The sequence below is a fragment of the Arachnia propionica genome (assembly GCF_900637725.1).
Lineage (GTDB): Bacteria > Actinomycetota > Actinomycetes > Propionibacteriales > Propionibacteriaceae > Arachnia > Arachnia propionica.
On record NZ_LR134406.1, the window covers coordinates 1,715,928 to 1,730,758 of the forward strand.

General features: G+C 66.3%; 16 protein-coding genes and 1 pseudogene. 9 read left to right on the plus strand and 8 right to left on the minus strand.

Going from position 1 to position 14,831, the window contains the following annotated elements:
• Positions 1-3: 3 nt before the first annotated feature.
• A complete protein-coding gene (locus tag EL272_RS07620) occupies positions 4-936 on the minus strand; it encodes a restriction endonuclease (protein ID WP_061786968.1) in 933 nt (310 codons plus the stop codon).
• A 111-nt stretch (positions 937-1,047) separates the two neighbouring features.
• Here EL272_RS07620 and EL272_RS16035 point away from each other — a divergent pair, with 111 nt between their 5' ends.
• From EL272_RS16035 to EL272_RS07630, 3 genes are all read left to right on the plus strand, one after another.
• Entirely contained in the window at positions 1,048-1,203 is a 156-nt protein-coding gene (locus EL272_RS16035; RefSeq protein ID WP_425321005.1) for a hypothetical protein, read from the plus strand.
• 126 nt (positions 1,204-1,329) lie between these two features.
• Positions 1,330-1,593 carry a major tail protein gene (locus EL272_RS16040; protein WP_425321006.1) on the plus strand — a complete coding sequence of 88 codons (264 nt, stop codon included), beginning with the start codon at positions 1,330-1,332 and terminating at the stop codon, positions 1,591-1,593.
• A 73-nt stretch (positions 1,594-1,666) separates the two neighbouring features.
• Positions 1,667-2,032, plus strand: coding sequence for a hypothetical protein (locus EL272_RS07630; protein ID WP_244926053.1), 366 nt, complete (start codon positions 1,667-1,669; stop codon positions 2,030-2,032).
• A gap of 203 nt (positions 2,033-2,235) precedes the next feature.
• Here EL272_RS07630 and EL272_RS07635 read toward each other — a convergent pair whose 3' ends face one another.
• Positions 2,236-2,679, minus strand: coding sequence for a hypothetical protein (locus tag EL272_RS07635; protein WP_061786967.1), 444 nt, complete (start codon positions 2,677-2,679; stop codon positions 2,236-2,238).
• Between the two features lie 33 nt (positions 2,680-2,712).
• Here EL272_RS07635 and EL272_RS07640 point away from each other — a divergent pair, with 33 nt between their 5' ends.
• Both EL272_RS07640 and EL272_RS15710 read left to right on the plus strand, forming a co-directional pair.
• Positions 2,713-4,056 (plus strand): tape measure protein, encoded by a 1,344-nt coding sequence (locus EL272_RS07640; RefSeq protein ID WP_244926054.1) that lies wholly within the window; start codon positions 2,713-2,715, stop codon positions 4,054-4,056.
• Positions 4,053-4,307 (plus strand): hypothetical protein, encoded by a 255-nt coding sequence (locus EL272_RS15710; RefSeq protein WP_244926055.1) that lies wholly within the window; start codon positions 4,053-4,055, stop codon positions 4,305-4,307. Before EL272_RS07640 ends, EL272_RS15710 begins: the two co-directional genes overlap by 4 nt.
• A gap of 192 nt (positions 4,308-4,499) precedes the next feature.
• Here EL272_RS15710 and EL272_RS07645 read toward each other — a convergent pair whose 3' ends face one another.
• Positions 4,500-5,765, minus strand: coding sequence for an alpha-hydroxy acid oxidase (locus tag EL272_RS07645; RefSeq protein ID WP_014846621.1), 1,266 nt, complete (start codon positions 5,763-5,765; stop codon positions 4,500-4,502).
• Positions 5,766-5,967: 202 nt separating this feature from the next.
• Here EL272_RS07645 and EL272_RS07650 point away from each other — a divergent pair, with 202 nt between their 5' ends.
• Positions 5,968-6,813: an SDR family oxidoreductase gene (locus EL272_RS07650; RefSeq protein WP_014846622.1), complete on the plus strand. Its 846-nt coding sequence runs from the start codon at positions 5,968-5,970 to the stop codon at positions 6,811-6,813.
• A 56-nt stretch (positions 6,814-6,869) separates the two neighbouring features.
• Complete coding sequence (locus tag EL272_RS07655; RefSeq protein ID WP_061786966.1) at positions 6,870-7,706, plus strand: sulfurtransferase; 837 nt, start codon at positions 6,870-6,872, stop codon at positions 7,704-7,706.
• Between the two features lie 124 nt (positions 7,707-7,830).
• Here EL272_RS07655 and der read toward each other — a convergent pair whose 3' ends face one another.
• The gene (der, locus tag EL272_RS07660; protein ID WP_255265813.1) at positions 7,831-9,213 is read right to left on the minus strand and encodes a ribosome biogenesis GTPase Der; all 1,383 of its coding nucleotides are present in this window, start codon (positions 9,211-9,213) and stop codon (positions 7,831-7,833) included.
• Positions 9,214-9,366: 153 nt separating this feature from the next.
• Here der and EL272_RS07665 point away from each other — a divergent pair, with 153 nt between their 5' ends.
• Both EL272_RS07665 and EL272_RS07670 read left to right on the plus strand, forming a co-directional pair.
• Positions 9,367-10,950 carry an ABC-F family ATP-binding cassette domain-containing protein gene (locus tag EL272_RS07665; protein ID WP_061786965.1) on the plus strand — a complete coding sequence of 528 codons (1,584 nt, stop codon included), beginning with the start codon at positions 9,367-9,369 and terminating at the stop codon, positions 10,948-10,950.
• Positions 10,947-11,237 carry a hypothetical protein gene (locus EL272_RS07670; RefSeq protein ID WP_061786964.1) on the plus strand — a complete coding sequence of 97 codons (291 nt, stop codon included), beginning with the start codon at positions 10,947-10,949 and terminating at the stop codon, positions 11,235-11,237. The genes EL272_RS07665 and EL272_RS07670 overlap by 4 nt, the downstream gene beginning before the upstream one ends.
• Here EL272_RS07670 and EL272_RS07675 read toward each other — a convergent pair.
• The 4 genes and pseudogenes from EL272_RS07675 to EL272_RS16045 all read right to left on the minus strand — a co-directional run bounded on the left by EL272_RS07675 (position 11,225) and on the right by EL272_RS16045 (position 14,825).
• Positions 11,225-11,554: a YqfO family protein gene (locus EL272_RS07675; protein WP_041696435.1), complete on the minus strand. Its 330-nt coding sequence runs from the start codon at positions 11,552-11,554 to the stop codon at positions 11,225-11,227. The genes EL272_RS07670 and EL272_RS07675 overlap by 13 nt on opposite strands.
• The gene (cmk, locus tag EL272_RS07680; protein ID WP_061786963.1) at positions 11,547-12,206 is read right to left on the minus strand and encodes a (d)CMP kinase; all 660 of its coding nucleotides are present in this window, start codon (positions 12,204-12,206) and stop codon (positions 11,547-11,549) included. Before cmk ends, EL272_RS07675 begins: the two co-directional genes overlap by 8 nt.
• Entirely contained in the window at positions 12,206-13,267 is a 1,062-nt protein-coding gene (locus EL272_RS07685; RefSeq protein WP_061786962.1) for a prephenate dehydrogenase, read from the minus strand. Before EL272_RS07685 ends, cmk begins: the two co-directional genes overlap by 1 nt.
• Positions 13,264-14,825: pseudogene (locus EL272_RS16045) on the minus strand (HAD-IA family hydrolase). Before EL272_RS16045 ends, EL272_RS07685 begins: the two are co-directional and overlap by 4 nt.
• Between the last annotated feature and the right edge of the window lie 6 nt (positions 14,826-14,831).

Here is a 14,831-nt window from a genome sequence, read left to right on the forward strand (position 1 = left end):
TGCCTAAGCCAACTCCGTGTCGAAGTAGTCCTCGTCGATCTCGAATAAGGCCAACTCGCGGGTCTCGTGGACCGCGACGCCATAGCGCAGCATCAGCGAGGTCAACTCGAGCCCGTCGATCAGCACGATCTTGCCGGGGCGGTAGTTCCGAGCGGTCTCGACCGCGGCCGGGACAAACGTGGGGGCAGTGATGAACACGCCTTGGGATGCGCCGCGGGTATCCATAGCTCCCATGAAGTCACGAATGTCACCGCTGCCAACCGAGCCGCTGGTGTACCGCTTGGCCTGGAAGTAGATGTTGCTCAACCCGAGAGCGTCTTGGCGGATGATGCCATCCACGCCGCCGTCTCCGGTGCGGCCGACGTGCTGCTTCTCGCCGTAGTCACCACCGTATCCCATGGCCCACAGCACGTCGATTACGGCCTTCTCGAAGAACTCCGGCGATGAACTCTTAAGGTTCGCCAACAGTTCGGTCTCGACCTGCGCGTTGAAGTCCCGTTCCGCATCGCCCATCACCTCAATGGGGTCGACCTGGCCGGACTCGGTCACCACCGGCACCGGAACACTGTCTGACTTGCGGGCGGCAAGTTCTGCTTGGTAGTCGCGCCATATCGGCCACTCCAGCATGTCCTGTTCGGAGTAGCTGGTCAGCGACCGCGCATCCACGGTTCGGCCGTCGTCGGTGATGCGGTAGTTGCTGCGCGCCGGGCGGTCCAACACCCCCGCGTGGGTCAGTGCGGAGTCGGCCCAGTTGATCCGGTTCACATACCTCAACTGCCCCGAGGCGATCATCTCGGCCCGGACCTCTGCGGTCAGGCCCATGTGATCGGTGACGAGTTCGCACACGTCCCGAACCCGGAGGGTCTGCCCGTCGGCCAAGACCCGTGGCACCACGGGGCGGAACTCGTCGATCGTCGGGGTCAGATCTGCCTGCATTGTCAGCCTCCTCGAAAACGCCTGGTCTCAGCCTATTGCCCCACACCGCCCATAGCCGAGGGCACACGTCCCCGGATTCCCTCCCCGTTTGCTTATCGAAAGGACACCACCATGGCCACCATCGGCTTAGACAAGCTCTGCTGCACCACGATCACTGAGGACCCGGCCACCGGAGCCGAAACCTACGGCAAGCTGGTACAGCTGGCGAAGGCGATCTCTGCCGAGCTCGAGGTGGAGGTTGTCGAAGCCACCTTAGTATGCCGATGACGGCGCCTCAGAGGTGGTCAAGGAGTTTGCCTCTGGCACCCTCACCATGGGCTGGGCGTCGATGATCTGGGGCCGACGGCGGCCGCGGCGTTGATCGGTACCCGGGTCTACAGCAACAGGGTGCTGGTGTCTGCCTCCGAGGATGGCGGCGCCCCGGTCGCGATCGGGTTCCGTGCCGCCCGCTCCAGCGGTAAGTACCAGTACTTCTGGCTGTACCGGGTCAAGTTCACGGTCCCGAAGATGTCGCTGTCGACCAAGGCCGACAAGATCGAGTTCGCTACCCCCGAGATCGAGGGCACCATCTCGCGCCGCAACAAGCCAGACACGGCAGGAAAGCACCCTGGAAGGCCGAAGTCACCGAGGGCGGCACCGGCGTCAAGGCCGAGGTGATCACCGCATGGTACGAGCAGGTCTACGAGCCCGCCACCGCGACCACCACACCCCAGCAGTAAGGACCCCCTCGATGAGCAAGCGCACTGTTGAACCGGATCATTCCGCGATCGTCACGATCGGCGGCACCGACTATGAGCTGGTGCCGCCGACCCGCGCCACCCGCGAGATCGGCGCCCGCTACGGCGGACTGGAACACCTCGGGGGAGCCCTCGAAACCAGCGACGACCTCGCCCACACTCTCGGTGAGATCGTGTGGCTGATCTGTCTGCTGGCCAACCAGTCCGTCGCGATTCACAACCTAACACACCCCAGTGATCCCCACCAGGAGTTGACCGAGGAGCAGCTGGAACTGTTGACCGTGCCTGCGGATTTGGCCGACTACCGCACCGCGATCTCGAAGGCCATGGCCCGGGAACCCGCCGCGACATCGTCGTAGTCAGAGACCCAAAAGATCATCCGGCGGGCGAGTAGCCGATACCGATTCGACCGCGGCCACGTTCTGCCACCTGACCTACATCGGACTGGCCCACCTGTATTTGAATCCTGAGCAGGTGGACCTGATGGTGTTCGGCCAGCTGCTGGACTTGGTCGACTTCTGGCGGATCGAAACCGGCCGGGCAGAACCAGCCCGGGTCTGGTTCATCGACGATGTGATCCCAACCGGCTTGTAGCCAGTTCGGCGATCAACTCCCACGGCAGGTTCTTGCGCACGAAACCGCTGCGGCTACGACGTGGCACCTGCAACGCCGCCTGGGCAACCTCGCTGACCATCTCCGGATTCGCGCCGAGGGCCTCGGCGATCCACACCAGCCCTTCAGGGCATTGGAGCCGGTTGTAGGTGATTTTCGCTGACCGGTTCGGTTCGGCCCGGGTGAACGCTCCCGCACCGGTGGTGGTCTGCGCCCGGAACCAGCCCACCATGTGCTCGCGCTGGGAGGTCCACCAGCGGCCCGTCTTTTGTGAGTCGGCCTGCTCCATCGCATCTGAGATCGGCAGATGGGCGGGCAACCGGTTCAGCAGATCGGCGAACCGCATCACGTCGAGGTCGCCCGGCGACTCAGTGGCGGGCTTGTTGTTTCTCACCGTTCCAGTGTCCCCGAAAAAGGTGACCTCGCTGTGGCTGACTCGTCGTTTGGTTTGAAGCTGGGGCTCGAAGGTGAGCGGGAATCCAAGAAGGCGCTGACCGACATCAACCGGGAGATCAAGGTCTTGGGGTCGGAGATGACGCTGGTGGCCTACCAGTTCGACAAGTCCGACACCTCGATCGCCGCCTACGCCTCCCGCAGCGAGGTGTTGAACAAGCAGATCGATGCCCAAAAGCAGAAGATCGACACGCTACGGCAGGTCCTGCCGAATGCCGCCTCGTCGTTCGGGGAATCGGATGCGCGCACCAAGAACTGGCAGATCCAGCTCAACAACGCCGAAGCCACCCTCAGCGGGCTGGAAGGCGAACTGAAGGACAACAATACGGCCATCACCAAGATGGGGGCCAGCGCTGATTCTTCCGGTGCGCAGGTAGACGATGCCGCCAAGGACGCCGACAAGCTCGGTGGCGTTGTCGATGATCTCGGCGATGACCTCGACGACACCTACGGCAAGACCCACATCTTCGGGGACATGCTCAAGGCCAACCTGACCTCCGGGGCGATCATGGCCGGAATCCGGGGCATCGGTTCGGCCATCAATTCGATCGCGGGCGGTTTCACCACAGCGATGAAGGACGGCGTGTCCTACAACGCGCAGATGGAGCGGTACACCACCAGCTTCACCACCATGCTCGGCGACCAGGCCAAGGCCCAACAGCTGGTCAACGACCTGAAGACCCAGGCTGCGAAGACCCCCTTCGGGGTTGGTGATCTGGCCAAGAACACCCAAACGTTGATGGCGTTCGGGATGAGCGCCGATGAGGCCAAACTGCGTCTGGGAAAACTCGGCGACATCTCCCAAGGCGACGCCCAAAAGATGGAATCGCTCACGTTGGCGTTCGCGCAGGTCTCCTCGGCCGGGAAACTGTCCGGTCAAGACCTACTGCAGATGATCAACGCCGGGTTCAACCCATTGGAGGAGATCAGCCGCAAGACCGGCAAGTCCATCTCCCACCTCAAAGACGAGATGGCCAAGGGCGCGATCAGCGCCGACATGGTGGCCGACGCGTTCGCCTCCGCCACCGGGGAGGGCGGCCGTTTCTACGGGGCGATGGATGCCCAATCCAAAACGTTCTCCGGACGGCTGTCCACAGTGCAGGATGGGGTCGCCAACCTCACGGGCGTGGTCGCTGGCGGGCTGTCGACGATGCTGGCAGGCACCGTCATGCCGATGGTCAACGGTTGGGTCGACGAACTGACCACCGCCTTCCAAACCGGCGGCGCACCGGCCATGATCGAGACCTTAGGCACGATCCTGCAAGAGGCCCTGACTTCATCAGCGCCCAACTGCCGACCGTCATTGACACCGGCATGAAGATCCTCACCGCACTGCTGGACGGGATCATCGCTGTTCTGCCTCAACTGGACCACACCGCGACCACCCTGATCACCTCGCTGGTGCAAGCCATCATCATGGCGCTGCCATCGCTGTTGTCGGCTTCGGTCCAGGTCGTCACCACGCTGGTGTCGGGGATCGGCCAGGCGTTGCCGACTCTCAGTCCCCGCGGCGGTGCAAATGATCGCCACACTGGTGCTGTGATGTCTCAGGAGATTGGTATGGCCTGAACCTCCGTTTTGGAGGTTCAGGTTTTTTTCTTTGGGTCGATGGCGAACTCGCGCTCAAACCCACGACACGGTGAACCCGTTGCGTGGGTTCGCTTGTTTCCGGTTCCTTGGCCACGCTCAAGAACTCGGCGGGCCGGGACTGGAGTCCCGGCCCGCCGAGCGAGATGATTCGGTTTCCCGTCGAAACAGGGCTCAGACGAGGGCCTCCGCCACGTGCTGGGCCAGCTTGGGAACCGGCACGTAGCGCGTGAGCTGGGTGATGTGCCGGGGTTCGAGTTCGGCGATGCTGGAGACGCCCAGCAGTTTCATGGTGCGGACCAGTTCCTCGTGCAGGATTGCGATGGCGCGGTCGACGCCCGCGCGTCCTCCAGCCATGAGACCGTACAGGTAGGCGCGCCCGATGAGGGTGAAATCAGCGCCCAGCGCAATGCAGGCCGCGATATCGGCTCCGTTCATGATGCCGGTATCCACCATCACGGTGGCATCCTTGCCGATTTCCCGGACCACGTGCGGCAGCAGGTGGAAGGGCACTGGGGCACGGTCGAGCTGGCGGCCACCGTGGTTGGACAACAGGATGCCGTCGACGCCCGCGTCGACGAGTTTCTTGGCGTCGGTGACGGTCTGCACACCCTTGATGATGATCTTCCCGTCCCACATGCCACGGATGACGTCGAGGTCCTGGTGGCTGATGGTGGGATCCATGGCGGAGTCGAGCAGCTCCCCCACCGTTCCGCCAGTGGAACTGAGGGAGGCGAACTCCAGCTTCGGGGTGGTCAGGAAGTCGAACCACCACCAAGGACGGGGCAGGGCGTCGAGCACGGTTCCCAGGGAGATCTGCGGCGGGATCGAGAAACCATTGCGCTTGTCGCGGAGGCGGGCGCCCGCGACGGGAGTGTCGACGGTGAACATCAGGGTGTCGAATCCCGCGTGTTTGGCCCGTTCCACCAGGCCGTAGGAGATTTCCCGCTTGCGCATCACGTAGAGCTGGAACCAGTTCCGGCCCAGCGGGTTGGTGGCCTTGACCTCCTCGATGGAGGCGGTGCCGAGGGTGGACAGCGTGAACGGGATGCCGGCGGCCCCGGCGGCTCCCGCCCCCGCGATCTCGCCCTCGGTCTGCATCAGGCGGGTGAATCCGGTGGGTGCGATTCCGAACGGCATGGACGACGGTCCGCCGAGGATCTCGCAGGAGGTGTCGACGTCCTCCGCCGGGTGGAGGATGTCTGGATGCAGTTCGATGTCCTCGAAGGCGTGACGGGCCCGGGCGAGGGAGATCTCCCCCTCCGCCGCGCCGTCGGTGTAGTCGAAGGCGGCCCTCGGGGTGCGGCGTTTGGCTATCTTCCTCAGGTCCCAGATCGTCAGGGAGTCCTGGAGACGCCGCTTCTTGGCGTTCAGGGTTGGCATCTTGAAGTGCAGCAGGTCGAATATCTCACTGGGCTTCGGGAACTGGCGCTTGACCATGAAGACCTCTTCCTCGGGGCTGGTTGCTCTATCGCTTGCGGCAACGCCCACGCGACGTCACCGCCGGTATTTATGGTACCCAAATATAGCGTAATTCACTGAGTGCGGCCTCTTTGGTCCGCCGCTCTGCCCCTCCGCAACGGTGTCGTGGCCTTCCGTGGGAAACACCGCACGGCATGATGGGGTCGGAGAGGAGACCGCAATGACCGGACAAAAATCGACGATCGCCATCACAGGGGTCACGGGGAAGCTCGGCGGGACTGTCGCGACGGGCCTGCAGGATCTGGTACCGCAGCTGAGGCTGCTGGTGCGCGACGCCGGCCGGGTACCCCGGCTCGAGGGGGACGTGGCCGTGATGGAATACGGCGACGCGGAGGCTTCCCGCAAGGCACTGACCGGGGTTGACGTGCTCTTCATGGTTTCCGCCGGGGAGAACCCGGACCGGGTGCATCAACATCAGGTCTTCGTGGAAGCCGCTGCCGCCGCGGGGGTCGGGCACATCGTCTACACGTCCTTCCTGGCGGCCGCCCCGGATGCCACCTTCACCCTGGCCCGCGACCACTGGTACACCGAGCAGCACATTCGCGAATCGGGAATGGCGTGGACCTTCCTGCGCGACTCGTTCTACCTGGATTTCTTCCCCGGGATGGTGGACGAGCACGGTGTGATGCGCGGCCCGGCAGGCAACGGCCGCGTGGGCGCGGTCGCCAGGCAGGACGTGGCGCGGTCGGCCGTGGCGGTCCTGCGCGACCCGTCGCCCCACGCGGAGCGCACCTACGACATGACGGGTCCGGAGGCCCTCTCGCTCACGGACATGGCCCGGATCATCGGTGAGGCCCAGGGACGGGAGGTCACCTACCGGGAGGAAACCGTGGAGGAGGCCTACGCCTCGCGCGCCCACTACGGTGCCCCGGCCTGGCAGGTCGACGCCTGGGTGTCCACCTACACCGCGATCGCCTCCGGGGAGCTGGACGTGGTCTCCGACAGCGTCCGGGCCCTGACCGGGCGGTCTGCCATGAGCATGGCGGATCTTCTCGGGCAGGGCTGACCCGATTGGGCCCAGCTCCCGTGAAGCGGAGCCGGGGGCTGTGAAACAGTGGGGCCATGCAGAACCCACTGATCACTGTTTCCCAGCTGGCCACCCTGCGCCAGCAACGAGACGTCACCCTCCTCGACGTCCGGTTCGGAGGGCCGGGAAGTTCGGGTGGCCGGGAGCAACACCTTGAGGGACACATCCCCGGGGCGGTTCTGGTGGACATGGACACGGCACTGGCCTCCCCGAGCGTTGGTCCTGGCGGACGGCATCCGCTCCCCCACCCCGAGGCCTTCGAGGCGGCGATGCGGGCCGCGGGAGTCAGCAACGACCGGCCCGTCGTGGTCTACGACAACTGGTGGTCCATTGCCGCTGCCCGGGCGTGGTGGCTTCTGCAGCACCACGGGCACGGTGACGCGTTCGTCCTCGACGGTGGTCTCGGGGCCTGGCTGTCCGCCGGTCTTCCGGTGGAGCAGGGGGACATTTCTCCGGTGCCGGGTGATTTCCGGCTGGGAAGCAATCCTTCCTCCGCGGTGCTGGATGCCGATGGGGCGGCTGGGATGGCTTCGGCCGGGGTGCTCCTGGACGCCCGCCCCGGGGACCGCTTCCGGGGCGTTGGTGAAACCGTCGATCCCGTGGCGGGGCACATTCCCGGGGCCCGCTCGCTGCCCGCGTTCGAACTCGCCGACGAGCTCGGATTCCTGCTGCCGGCCGACGAGTTGCGGGAGAGGTTCGAGGCAGTCGGTGCCGGTGAGGGCAGGGTCGGGGTCTACTGCGGCTCCGGCATCCAGGCGGCGCACGTTGCCCTGGCGGCGGTGGTCGCAGGGCTGCCGCTCCCGGCCCTCTACCCGGGGTCGTGGAGCGATTGGATCACCGATCCGACACGCCCCATAGCCACCGGGGCGTGAACCGCGGGACGCGTCCCTCGGAATCCGGGCGACGGAATCACGACCGGCCTGCGAGGGGCGAGGGGGTTTCAGTTTCGTCCGGCCCGGTGGTCTCAGCACGACCTCGGGACGCCGGTCGGGTGGTTCACCGCCGGTTCCTGTGTTTTTCCCTGGTCCGGATCTCCATGTGGATGGGTGAACCGACGAAACCGAATTCCTCGCGGAGCCGGCGCTCGATGAAACGCACATAGGTGGCGTCGAACTGGCCGCTGGTGAACAACGCAAAGGTGGGCGGGCAGTTGTGCGCCTGCGTGCCGAAAAGGATGCGCGGCTGTTTGCCGCCGCGCACCGGGTGCGGGTGAGATGCGGCCAGGCGCCCCAGGAAGGAGTTCAACCTGCCGGTGGAAACACGCGTTTCCCAGCCCTTTGCCGCAGCCTCGACGGCCTTGCTCAGCTTGTCGACGTTGCGTCCGGTCAGCGCCGAGATGTTGACCGTGGGCGCCCACCGGAAAGCCACCAGATCGCGTTCCATCTCGCGCTCCAGGTAGCGGCGGCGTTCCTCGTCGGTGAGATCCCACTTGTTGAAGGCGATCACCAGGGCCCGTCCCGTTTCTTCGACGTTCGTGAGGATCCTCAGGTCCTGGTCGGTGACCGGGGTCGAGGCGTCGATCACCACCACGCAGACCTCAGCGCGTTCGATTGCGGTCTGGGTGCGCAGGCTGGCGTAGAACTCGTGCCCCGAGGCTTCCCTGACACGCTTGCGGATACCCGCGGTGTCAATGAGCCGGTACACCGTCCCACCGACCTCGACGATCTCGTCTACGGGATCGACGGTGGTTCCGGAGACATCGGAGACCACCGCCCGCTGCTGCTGGGCCAGCTTGTTCAGCAGCGAGGACTTGCCCACGTTCGGTTTCCCGACGATCGCGACCCGGCGCGGCCCGCCGACCTCGTCGAAACTCTCCCGGGGAGCCTCCGGCAGGACCGCGAGCACCGCGTCCAGGAGATCACCGGAGCCCCGGCCGTGCATGGCGGAGACGGGATACGGCTCCCCCAGCCCCAGATTCCACATGGTGGCGGCCATGGCCTCGTGGCGCTGGTCATCCACCTTGTTCGCGGCCAGCACCACGGGTTTCCTGGAACGCCTGAGCACCTTGACCACGGCCTCGTCCTCGTCGAGGGTGCCCACGGTGGCGTCGACGACGAACAGCACCGCATCGGCCATCGAGATCGCGAGTTCCGCCTGCTCCGCTATCTGCTGCGCCATGCCCCTGGCGTCCGAGACCCAGCCGCCGGTGTCCACCAGCACGAACTCGCGACCATTCCAGTTCGCGTCGTACGAGACACGGTCACGGGTGACGCCCGGAACATCCTGCACCACGGCCTCCCTGCGGCCCAGGATGCGGTTGACCAGCGTGGACTTGCCGACGTTCGGACGACCCACCACCGCCACCACGGGCTTGATCGTGGATTCCTCGCTCATGCTTCGCCTCCTATCGCGGACCGACGCATCATCGTAGCCGCCCACCCCCAACTTCCAGTGTTCCGCTACACTGGCGGCGTCCTGTTCCCGACGAAAGGCCCGGAAATGACAGGCTCGCAGCACCGCTGACCCCGCGCTGCACCGTAGAGCCAGTTCCGCGCTCCGGTCCGGCGCATCCAGCCGTTCCCGGGAGCCTCCATGCCTTCGTCCATCGTTTTCTCCGGCGTTTCCTACGCCTTCGACCACTCCCCCGCGCCCCTGCTGCGCGACCTTGACCTGACCATCCCAGCGACCCGGGTCGGTGTCGTCGGACGCAACGGCTCCGGCAAATCGACCCTGCTGCGGTTGCTCGCGGGGGATCTGCAACCGACCTCGGGCACCGTCACGCTTCCCGGCAGGACCGCCCGACTACCGCAGGATCTCCTGCAATGCGGCGAAAACACCGTCGCCCAGCTCCTCGGGGTCGACGCCAGGCTCCGCGCCCTGCGCGCCATCGAGGCCGGGAGCATCGCGGAATCCGACTTTGAGATCGTGGGGAACGACTGGGACGTCGAGGCCCGTTCGCTGGCTCTGCTGGCGGCCCGTGTCCCCAGCTTGCGTGGTGAGGATCTGCTTACCCGCAGGGCTGAAACCCTCTCGGGAGGGGAACTCGTATTGGTCGCCCTGGCCGGACTGGAATTGGACGGGGCACATGTCCTGCTTCTCGATGAGCCGACGAACAATTTGGACGCCACCGCCCGGGCAAGGCTGTACGACTGGATCCGGGGATGGCGCGGCGGGCTGGTGGTGGTCAGCCACGACGTCTCCCTGCTCCGCCTGATGGAGATGATCGTGGAGATCCATGACGGCACCGCTACCGTTCACGGCGGCAATTTCGATGCCTACCGGGATCAGCTGCGAACCCAGCAGGAGGCCACCGAGCGGGCCGTCAGAACCGCCGAGCAGAAGCTGCGGATCGAGCAGCGGGAACGGATGCGGGTGCAGGTGGCCACCTCCCGCCAGGACCGTAAGGACCGGCAACGGTTCACCACCATCCGGCAGGGTCCGCGGCTGTCCGATCCCGAGTCCAAGTCGAGTGCCGAGGGGCGCCGGAGTCGGGCGAACAAGCTGGCGGCCCGGAAGGTCGACGAGGCCCGGGACGCGCTTCGAACCGCGGAGAAATCCGTTCGCCGCGAGCAACGGATCAGCGTCGATCTCCCGGAGCTGAGATCGACACGGGGCAGGGGGCTAGCGGAACTCGTCGGCTCCAACCAGAGCATCCACGTCACCGGCGGGATGCGTCTGGGGCTGGTCGGTGACAACGGCGTGGGAAAATCAACCCTGCTCGGCCAAATGGTGCGGGACGCGACCTCCGGCCGGATCGGTTTCCTGGACCAACGCCTCGAGCTGGACGATGACCTCCCGGTGATCGAATGCATCAAACGGGGCTGTCCGTCGGCCCCACCCCACGAGATCCGCGCCCGGCTGGCCCGGTTCCTGCTGCGCGGAGATGTGACGGAACGTCTCGTCGGCGCCCTGTCCGGGGGCGAACGGTTCCGGGTGGCGCTGGCCCGGGTGCTGCTCGCCGATCCCCCGGTGGAGTTGCTGGTGCTGGACGAACCCACCAACAACCTGGACCTCGAGAGCGTCGATGCCCTGGTGGATGGCCTCACCACCTATGCGGGGGCGCTGGTGGTCGTGAGTCACGACACCGATCTGCTGGGGCGCCTCCGCCTGGACCGGGTGGTGGAGTTGTCGCGGGACGGTGAACTGCACGACCTGGATGGTGGTGTGGACTCATGACCGCGACCGCACCCGAACTCCAACCCTGGTGGGTCAGTGCGCGATCGATCCGCGATGACGTCGCCGAGTGCCTGGAACGTGGCGACACCGACATGGCCTTGCGATTGCTCATCGACGGCGTCAACCGCATCCCGGAAGAAGCCGACGACGCCCGCTCACCAGAGACCCCGGAGCAGGCCGCCGCGATTCACGACCGGCTGTTTGACGAGAGCGCCATCGGATACCTACCCGAGAACGATGTGCTGTACGCGGCGGAACTGGTGCTGCCCCGGATTCAACAGTCCTGAGCCGCGTTCTCCACGACGTGAAACGCCGGTTCCTCGTAGGGGTGCGCCCGCCGCAGGGCGGCGACGACGGTGGCGCGCAGGCTTCTTGGGAAGGTGACCTCCACCCGGTTCTCCGCCACCATCTCCAGGTCACCCACCTTCCCGATAGCGGGATTTGCCCCCTCCAGGGGCCGGAACCGGCCCATCCCTGAGGCCACGAAAGCGCAGGAGTCGTAGTTTCCGATGTGCCCGGCCCCGACCGCGAAAAGAGCGTCCAGCACGTGGTCGGTGTCCGGGACGGGCACGTAGAACACGAGAACGTCGAGGGGCTCACGCATCGGGCACCAACTTCAGGATCTCCGCCACGACCTCGTCGAGGCCCAGGTGCGTGGAATCTATGACACTCACCCCGCAGGCCGCCTCGGTGAAATTGGAGACCGTGGAATCGTCGTGGTCCCGCCTGAGAATCGAATCCGTCACCGTGACCTGATCGGCCCGTTCCCCCAGCTCCGCGGCCCGCCTCCCGATGCGCGCCGCCGCGTCGGCGGTGAGCAGCACCCGCACCTCGGCGTCGGGGGCCACCACCGTGGTGATGTCGCGTCCCTCCACGACCATGCGGCGGTCGTGTTCCGCGATGATCCGGCGCATGCGTTCGGTCAGCACCCGGCGTACCTCCGGGACGACGGCCACCGCCGAGACGATCGCGGAGATCTCCGGTTTCCGGATCTCCTCGGTGACGTCGCGGCCATTGATGCACACGCGGGGCGCATCCGGGTTCGTGGTCATCCTCAGGTCTGCTGTTCTGGCCAGTTCCCCGATCCCGGTTTCGTCGGTGCGTTCCAGACCCCGCCGGGCGAACTCGCAGGCCACGGCCCGGTACATGGCTCCCGTGTCGAGGTAGGCGAGCCGGAGCTTTTGCGCAACCAGTTTCGCGGTCGAGGATTTCCCGACCCCGCTCGGCCCGTCCAATGCGATCACCAGTTCATCCATCAGATTCCCTCCCGGTCCAGCCAGGCCCGCCAGCCGCGCGATTCCAGGTCTTCCCGGAACCGTTCCGCCTGGGGGCGTTCCACGGAGATGGACAGGTAGCCCACCTCTCGGACTGCGTCGTGGGTCAGTTCGAAATCCTCCACGTTGAACCCGAAGTCACCGACATCACCGAACAACCTGGTCAGTGCGCGCGGCTCGTCGGGGATCTCGACGGTGACCGCCGCGAGTTCCTTCGGCGCCTGCCCGTGTTTGCCGCGCAACGCCATGGCGCCGTGCTGCCCGAGGGCCAGGAAGGCCTCGAGGGGTTCGGCCTGGTCGAGCACCCCGATCAGGTACTCGAGATCAGCGGCCACCTCGTTCAGTTCCCTCCGGATGGCCGCGGAGTTGGTCGTGATGATCTGCCGCCACAGTCCCGGATCGGAACCGGCGATGCGCGTCACGTCCCGGATGCCCTGCCCCGCCAGGATCAGGTTCTCCCCCGGCACCCCGCGCAGATGCGAGGCGGTGAGGATGCTCATCAGGTGTGGCACGTGACTGACCTGGGCGACGGCCTCGTCGTGGAGGTCCGCGTCGAGTTCCACCACGCGCGCCCCACAGAGACGGGCCAGCCGGTGGACCAGGTCAACGTCCTCGGGGCTGTTGCCGGCCTGCGGGGTGATCACCCAGGTGCGATCCGTGAACAGGTCGGCGGAGGCGGTCAGGGGCCCGGTGAGCTGGGAACCGGCCATCGGATGGCCGGGAACGTACCGTTCGGGACGGTCGCTGGCGGCGGTCACCGCCCGGATGATGGAGGATTTCACCGATCCGACGTCGGTGATCACGGCCTCCGGGTGGCGTTCCAGCATCCGCGTCACGACCCCTGCGATCGCCGCCGGGGGTGAGGCCACCACGATTGCGTCGACCGGTTCGTCGTCCGTGGCCACCCGTCCCGCCCCCAGCCCGGCGGCGACCCTGGCGTGCGAGGAGTTCAGGTCCTCCAGCAGGACATCGGCCCCGGCCCTCGTCAGGGCCATCCCGAGTGAGGAACCGACCAGGCCGGTCCCGACGATCCTTACCCTCATCGGTCCGACTCCGGCATGTTCAGCGGGCGCGGCCCCTGGTAATCGGGCCCGTAGGCCCCAGGTGCGGGGCGTCGTTTGCGGATCGGTGCGCTGACCCCGGGAGCGAGGCGACGGGAGAGCACCAGGAAACCGGTGTGGGCGGAGGTGCCGTGGCCGGGGCGGATCGCCAGGCCCTCGGCGTGCCAGTCGCGCACCGTCGTCTCGGTCGCGGTCGGTTCGGTGAAACCACCGTGGGCACGGAAGGTGTCCATCACCCGGCCGAGCTGCGTGGTCGTCGCGACGTAGCAGCAGATCACCCCACCCGGGATGAGCCGCTCCCCCACCGCGTCCACGCACTCCCAGGGGGCCAGCATGTCCAGGATGGCACGATCGATGGGTTCGTCCGCCATCACCTCCACCAGGTCACCCACGGTCAGTTTCCACGCGGGGTGTTCCCCGCCGATGAAGTTCTCCACGTTCCTGCGGGCGACGTCGGCGAACTGCTGCCTGCGTTCGTAGGAGTGCAGTTTCCCGCCGGGACCGATGGCCCGCAGCAACGCCAGCGACAGGGCTCCTGAACCGACCCCCGCCTCCAGGACCCTGGCCCCGGGAAAAATGTCGGTCCACATCACGATCTGGGCGGCATCCTTCGGGTAGACGACCGCTGCTTCCCGGGGCATCGCCACCATGTATTCGTTCAGCAGGGGCCGCAGCGCCAGGTATTCGGTGCCGCCCGCGGAGCGCACCGTCACGCCCTCGGGGCCGCCGATCAGGTCGTCGTGCCTGACCGCCCCCTTGGTGGTGTGCCAGACGGCACCCTCTTTCAGAACCACTGATTTCCTGCGTCCCTTGGGGTCGGTCAGCGTCACCCGCTCCCCCACCACGAGCGGTCCGGTCCGGACCCCCGACAGATTCACCACTGGTTCCTCCAGATCTTCTCCAGGCCCGCGAAATCCAGACCCGTCAGGCCGCCCTCGCGCAACACCCTTCGCGGCGCCGCCCCGGGACGACCCAGCAACGGCACGGCCAGGACCACCGCCCCCGTGGCGGATGCCGCATCGGTTCCCGGCACCGAGTCCTCGATGATGACCACCTCCTCCGGTCCCACCCCCAGACGCCGCATGGCCTGGAGGTATCCCTCCGGATCCGGTTTGGGATTTTTCACGTCATCCCCGTCGACGATGAACTCGAACTCGGGCACCACCCTCGCGATCACCGACATGATCCGTTTGTTGCTGGAGGTGTACATGGCACAAGGCACCCCGTGGGCGCGGATGTCGGTCAGCAGTTCGCGGGCGCCGGGCAGGAACGGGATCTCACCCGCCTCGAAGCGGGCGCAGATCCGTGCGTGCAGTTCCTCGTAGGCCTGGGCGACGGTGATTGCGCCCGCGCAGGACTCGGAGATCCGCTGCGCTGTGACGGTCGCGGGCTCCCCGATCTGGGCCTTGAACTGCTCCTCGGGCCACGATGCGCCGTGTCGGGCGAGCATGTCCTTCTCGTGTTCGATCCACATCGGTTCCGAATTGACCAGGGTGCCGTCGAAGTCCCACAGCACCGCACGCAGTCGTCGCTGTTCCATGATCCC